Annotated in this window: 4 protein-coding genes and 1 tRNA gene; 3 read left to right on the top strand and 2 right to left on the bottom strand. The window is 71.9% G+C overall.

What is annotated here, in order from left to right:
* A partial coding sequence (gene hrpA / locus DVH02_RS27455) for an ATP-dependent RNA helicase HrpA (protein ID WP_114626551.1) occupies positions 1-3,199 on the bottom strand: 3,199 nt, incomplete at its 3' end.
* 498 nt (positions 3,200-3,697) lie between these two features.
* Between hrpA and DVH02_RS27450 the strand changes: the two genes are divergently transcribed.
* The 3 genes from DVH02_RS27450 (at position 3,698) to DVH02_RS27440 (ending at position 6,073) form a co-directional block, all read left to right on the top strand.
* Positions 3,698-4,174 carry a hypothetical protein gene (locus DVH02_RS27450; protein ID WP_114626550.1) on the top strand — a complete coding sequence of 159 codons (477 nt, stop codon included), beginning with the start codon at positions 3,698-3,700 and terminating at the stop codon, positions 4,172-4,174.
* 61 nt (positions 4,175-4,235) lie between these two features.
* Complete coding sequence (locus DVH02_RS27445) at positions 4,236-5,105, top strand: DsbA family protein (protein ID WP_114626549.1); 870 nt, start codon at positions 4,236-4,238, stop codon at positions 5,103-5,105.
* A complete protein-coding gene (locus DVH02_RS27440; protein ID WP_114626548.1) occupies positions 5,102-6,073 on the top strand; it encodes a cytochrome c biogenesis CcdA family protein in 972 nt (323 codons plus the stop codon). Before DVH02_RS27445 ends, DVH02_RS27440 begins: the two co-directional genes overlap by 4 nt.
* Positions 6,074-6,158: 85 nt before the next feature.
* On the opposite strand, the gene DVH02_RS27435 is transcribed toward DVH02_RS27440, so the two are convergent.
* A tRNA-Phe gene (locus tag DVH02_RS27435) sits at positions 6,159-6,235 on the bottom strand.
* Positions 6,236-6,277 lie beyond the last annotated feature (42 nt).

Raw genomic sequence — 6,277 nt, 5'->3', positions numbered from 1 at the left:
CCCGGCCCTGGTCGACCAGGGCCGGGTACGCCTTCACCGGCTGACCGGCCCGCCGCGTCTCGAAGACCCGGACCAGCTGCCCGATCGTCCAGTCCGTCAGCCCCGTCCGCTCGATCGCCTCCCCGCCCGAGCGCTCGGCGGTGGCCGCGGCGGCCTGGGAGAGCGCCTTGCGGGCCTTGGGACGCAGCTGGAGCCGCAGCGCCTCCAAATCCTTGTCCTCGGCCACCTTGCGGCGCCGCTCGTCGACGATCCGGAACGTGATCTTCAAGTGGTCCGGGATCCGGGAGAGATCGAAGTCGTCCGCCGCGACGGGTACCCCCACCATCCGCTGGAGTTCCCGCGCCAGCGTCACCGGCAGCGGCTCCTGGAGGGGCACCGCGCGGTCCAGGAACGCGGCGGCGTAGTTCGGCGCGGGCACGTAGTGCCGGCGGACCGGCTTGGGCAGCGAGCGGATCAGCTCCACGACCACCTGCTCGCGCAGCCCGGGGATCTGCCAGTCGAAGCCCTCCGCGGTGACCTGGTTGAGCACCTGGAGCGGTACGTGGACGGTCACGCCGTCCGCGTCCGTACCCGGCTCGAACTGGTACGTCACCCGGAACTTCAGCGCCCCCTGCCGCCAGGAGTCCGGGTAGTCGTCCTTGGTGACCGAACCGGCCTTCTCGTTGATGAGCATCGACCGCTCGAAGTCGAGCAGCTCAGGCTCGTCCCGGCGCCTCGCCTTCCACCACGCGTCGAAGTGCGCCCCGGACACCACGTCCGCCGGTACCCGCTGGTCATAGAAGTCGAACAGCGTCTCGTCGTCCACGAGGATGTCGCGGCGCCGCGCGCGGTGCTCCAGCTCCTCGACCTCGCCCAGAAGTTTGCGATTGTCATGGAAGAACTGATGGTGCGTCCGCCAGTCGCCCTCCACCAGCGCGTGCCGGATGAACAGGTCCCGGGACGCCTCCGCGTCGATCCGCCCGAAGTTGACCTTGCGCTGAGCGACGATCGGCACGCCGTACAGCGTCACCTTCTCGTACGCCATCACCGCCGCCATGTCCTTCTCCCAGTGCGGCTCGCTGTACGTCCGCTTCAGGAGATGGCCGGCCAGCGGCTCGATCCACTCGGGCTCGACCTTCGCGTTGACCCGCGCCCAGAGCCGCGAGGTCTCCACCAGCTCGGCCGACATGATGAAGCGCGGCGGCTTCTTGAAGAGCGCCGAGCCCGGGAAGACCGCGAACTTCGCGCTCCTGGCGCCCAGATACTCGTTCTTCGTCGAGTTTCTCCCGCCCTCCGCCCCGGCGTCCTTCACGTCCTTCATACCGATGTGCGACAGCAGCCCGGCCAGCAGCGAGACGTGTACGGACTGATCCCCGGCGTCCTCCTCGTTGAGGTGGATGCCCAGCTGCTTGGCGACCGTGCGCAGCTGGGAGTAGATGTCCTGCCACTCCCTGATCCGCAGGAAGTTCAGATACTCCGACTTGCACATGCGGCGGAACGCCGAGGACGACAGCGTCTTCTGCTGCTCCCGTACGTACCGCCACATGTTCAGGAAGGCCAGGAAGTCGGACGTCTCGTCCTTGAACCGGGCGTGCTGCTGGTCGGCCTGCGTCTGCTTCTCGGCGGGGCGCTCGCGCGGGTCCTGGATGGAGAGCGCGGCGGCGATCACCATCACCTCCCGTACACAGCCGTTGCGGTCCGCCTCGATGACCATCCGGGCGAGGCGCGGGTCCACCGGGAGCTGGGAGAGCTTGCGGCCGAGCGGGGTGAGCTTCTTCTTCGGGTCCTTCTGCGCCGCGTCGAACGCGCCCAGCTCCTGGAGCAGCTGCACGCCGTCGCGGATGTTGCGGTGGTCCGGCGGGTCGATGAAGGGGAACTTCTCGATCTCGCCGAGCCCGGCGGCGGTCATCTGGAGGATGACGGAGGCCAGGTTCGTCCGGAGGATCTCCGCGTCGGTGAACTCCGGCCGGGAGGTGAAGTCGTCCTCCGCGTACAGCCGGATACAGATGCCGTCCGAGGTGCGCCCGCAGCGGCCCTTGCGCTGGTTGGCGCTGGCCTGCGAGATCCGCTCGATGGGCAGCCGCTGCACTTTGGTGCGGTGGCTGTAGCGGGAGATCCGGGCGGTGCCCGGGTCGATCACGTACTTGATGCCGGGGACCGTCAGCGAGGTCTCCGCGACGTTCGTCGCCAGCACCACCCGGCGGCCGCTGTGCCGCTGGAAGACGCGGTTCTGCTCGGCGTGCGACAGGCGCGCGTAGAGGGGCAGGATCTCGGTCGAGCGCAGCTTGCGCTTCTCCAGGGCGTCCGCCGTGTCGCGGATCTCCCGCTCGCCGGAGAGGAAGACGAGGATGTCGCCGGGTCCCTCTGCCTGGAGTTCGTCCACGGCGTCGGCGATCGCGGTGATCTGGTCGCGGTCGCCCTCCTCGCCGTCCTCCTCCAACAGAGGCCGGTAGCGGACCTCCACTGGATACGTACGGCCGGAGACCTCGACGATGGGGGCCTCACCGAAGTGCCGGGAGAACCGCTCGGGGTCGATGGTCGCCGAGGTGACGACGACCTTCAGGTCGGGGCGGCGGGGCAGCAGCTGGGCGAGATAGCCCAGCAGGAAGTCGATGTTGAGGCTGCGCTCGTGGGCCTCGTCGATGATGATCGTGTCGTACGCGAGCAGCTCGCGGTCCGTCTGGATCTCGGCGAGCAGGATGCCGTCGGTCATCAGCTTCACGAAGGTCGCGTCCTGGTTCACCTGGTCGGTGAAGCGGACCTTCCAGCCGACCGCCTCGCCCAGCGGGGTGTCCAGCTCGTCGGCGACGCGTTCTGCGACGGTACGGGCGGCGATCCTGCGAGGCTGGGTGTGCCCGATCATGCCGCGCACGCCACGGCCCAGCTCCAGGCAGATCTTGGGGATCTGGGTCGTCTTGCCCGACCCCGTCTCACCGGCGACGATCACGACCTGGTGGTCGCGTATCGCCTCCAGGATCGTGTCCTTCTTCTGGCTGACGGGCAGCTGTTCGGGGTACGAGACCGACGGCACCCGCTCCCGCCGCCGGTCGATCCGCTCGGTGGCCTTCCCGGCCTCACCGGCGATCTCGTCCAGCACGGTCTGCCGCGCTTCTGGTTTACGGATGCGCCGGGCGCCTTCGAGACGGCGGCCGAGTCGCCGCGCGTCGCGCAGCGAGACGTCGGCCAGCAGGGTCTGGAGGTCGGCGAAGGAAGTAGACATACCGAGCCCAGGATCTCACCCGGGGCTCGGGAGTGGCGAACCAGTTTCGGCGATCCGCCGGGCGGTGCGCTCCGGCGCACGGTGGGGAGCCCCCCTGGCAGGGCGGACCGGCCGTCCGGCGGGCCGCCCGTCCGCCCCGCTCGTCCGGCCGTCCGCTCGTCCGGCGGGACGGGGGCGCTCGCGGCGTGGCGTCGGGCGGACGGCCCGATCGGGGGACGGCCCGATCGGGCCGGGCAGCCCTTACGATCCGGCGTACGACAGCGAGCGGGCTCCCGACGCCCGCGACTCCGCCGCCTTGAGGGCGGGGAGGTGCCTCCTCCGCGTCGCTCTCCGCCTCCGCGTCGCTTCCCGCCTCCGCGTCGCTTCCCGCCTCCGCCTTGGATCCGAAGACGCACGACGCCGCTCGCTGATCCGCTGCCTGTCGTGCGCCAGGTCGTACGATGCGAGACATGTCCCGACCGGGCTCCCCGGTCCCCGCCCGACGCGAGAGGCCCGTGGATGAGCCACGCCACCGGCGCGCGCAGCCGCTTCGCGGGTACGGGTACGGGCGCGGGTGCGGGCAGGGGGCCGGTGCTGCTGCCCGGGGCGTTGGCCGGGGCGCTGCTCGCCGTGCTCGCGGTGCTGGCGTTCTGTGGCCACGTGCCGGTGCCGGTCGCGGGTGCGGGGCCGCAGGCCGCTCCGGGGGTGGCGAGCGGTGCCGTCGTCGAGGTCGAGGTCGTGGTCACGGCCGACGGCGGATACGGCCGGGGGACGCCCGGCTGCGGGCGCGGCGGCCAGGACGACCTGGGCAGCCGGCCCGTCGTACCGCCGCGCGGCGGTACGGGTCCCGAGCTGCTGCCCGCGCTGTACGACGCGCACGGCGGGGGCGGCCAGGGCAGCGCCACCGGTCAGACGGCCGCCTCCGTCCCGCCGGAACGCGGTCGGCCACCGCTGCCGGGCCCGTCACCGATCGGCCTCTCCGTACTGCGCGTATAGGGGACGGCTCCCTCCCGGACCCGTCCCTTCAGTTCCCCCTTTCACGGAGAGCCGTACCGCCATGCCCCCTTCCTCGCCTTCCCCTTCGCCTTCCTCCCCTTCCTCCCCTTCCTCTTCGGGCGCCTCCTCCCGGCGCCGTATCGCCATCGGCGCGGGCGTCGTGGCCGCCGCCGCGCTGCTCGGCGTCGTGTCGTACACCGCGACGAAGCCGGACGCGCGCGATCGCGTCGAGTCGGCCGACGCGGGCTCTGCCTCGGCCTCGGCGCAGTCCCCGGCCACCGGGGAATCCGCCGGTCCCGGGGCCGACGTCTTCCCGGAGCTGGCCAAGCTCGCCCGGCGCGAGAAGGGGGACCCGCTCTCCGTCGGGCGCGCCGACGCGCCGGTCGTGATGGTCGAGTACGCCGACTTCAAGTGCGACTACTGCGGGAAGTTTGCCCGCGACACCGAGCCCGCGCTCATCGCGAAGTACGTCGAGAACGGCACGCTGCGCATCGAGTGGCGCAACTTCCCGATCTTCGGCAAGGAGTCCGAGGCCGCCGCGCACGCCGCCTGGGCCGCCGGACAGCAGGGCCGCTTCTGGCAGTTCCACACGGCCGCGTACGCCGAGGGCGCCAAGGGCAAGGGCTTCGGCCCCGACCGGCTCACCGCGCTCGCCCGCGCGGCGGGGGTGAAGGACCTCGACCGGTTCGAGCGCGACCGGGGCGGCGAGGAGGCGGTGGCCGCCGTACGCGCGGACCAGGAGGAGGGGTACGGGCTGGGCGCCACCTCCACCCCGTCCTTCCTCGTCAACGGCCGCCCCATCGCGGGCGCGCAGCCGAAGGAGACCTTCACCGCCGCCGTCGAGGCGGCGCACGCGGCGGCGCACGCGGCGGCGCACGCGGCGGCGAAGGCGGACGCGGCGGCGAAGGCGGGCGCCGGGGCCGAGCGGTGACCGGTGTCGGCTATCCGGTCGCGCTCCTCGGCGGCCTGCTCGCCCTGCTGAGCCCGTGCAGCGCCCTGCTGCTGCCCGCGTTCTTCGCGTACTCCATCGACTCGGCCGGTCGGCTCCTCGCCCGTACCGGCGTCTTCTACCTCGGCCTGGCGACCACGCTCGTACCGCTGGGCGCCGCCGGGTCGTTCGCCGGGCGGCTCTTCTACGGCCACCGCGATCTGCTGGTGGCCGCGGGCGGCTGGCTGATCATCGCGCTGGGCGCCGCCCAACTCCTCGGCAGGGGCTTCGCCTCGCGCCGGATGGCCGAGCTGTCCGGCCGGATCAGGCCCACGACGGCGCTGTCCGTGTACGCGCTCGGGCTGGTCTACGGACTCGCCGGGTTCTGCGCGGGGCCGATCCTGGGCAGCGTGCTGACGGTGGCCGCGCTCAGCGGCAGCCCGCTCTACGGCGGGCTGCTGCTCGCGGTGTACGGGCTGGGCATGGCCGTACCGCTGTTCGTGCTGGCCCTGCTCTGGGAACGGTTCGACCTCGGCGGGCGGCGCTGGCTGCGGGGCCGGGCCTTCGGCGTGGGCCGCTTCGAACTGCACACCAACTCGCTGCTCTCGGGCCTCTTCTTCATCACCCTGGGCACGCTCTTCCTCGTCTTCGACGGGACGACGGCGCTGTCGGGGCCGCTCTCGGTCGACGACTCGTTCGCGGTGGAGCGGTGGGCGCGCGGGATCGGGGCCGCCGTACCGGACTGGGCACTGCTGGGCGGGGTGGCGCTGGTGGCGGTCGCGGTCACGCTGGGGCGGATGGTGCGGACGGTGCGGACGGTGCGGACGGTGCGGGCGCGGCGCGTGTCTTCCGCGCGGGTGGAGGCCGAACAGCCGGACGCGACGGACGAGGCTGACGCGACGGACGCGACTGACGTGACGGACGTGGCTGACGCGACGGACGCGAAGACTGCGACGACGCCGTCAGTATGAGAACGTCGCCGTCAGCATGAGCAAGAGAGGCATGAGAAAAGCCCCCGCCGAGATTCTCGGTGGGGGCTCTCGCCCTCGCGGGCCGTGGTGGCTGGGGCCGGGATCGAACCGGCGACCTATCGCTTTTCAGGCGATCGCTCGTACCAACTGAGCTACCCAGCCACGCAGCCTCGCGGCTGCAAGCGGTCCTGACGGGATTTGAAC

The organism is Streptomyces corynorhini (genome assembly GCF_003346515.1).
In the GTDB taxonomy this organism is placed as follows: domain Bacteria; phylum Actinomycetota; class Actinomycetes; order Streptomycetales; family Streptomycetaceae; genus Streptomyces; species Streptomyces corynorhini.
The sequence above is the reverse complement of the archived record's forward strand: the minus strand, read 5'-3'. Positions and strand labels throughout refer to the sequence as shown.

Bases quoted from the DNA above. Each gene is read 5' to 3' on its own strand.
- DVH02_RS27450 (WP_114626550.1), top strand. From the start codon at position 3,698: ATGAGCCACGCCACCGGCGCGCGCAGCCGCTTCGCGGGTACGGGTACG.
- DVH02_RS27445 (WP_114626549.1), top strand. From the start codon at position 4,236: ATGCCCCCTTCCTCGCCTTCCCCTTCGCCTTCCTCCCCTTCCTCCCCT.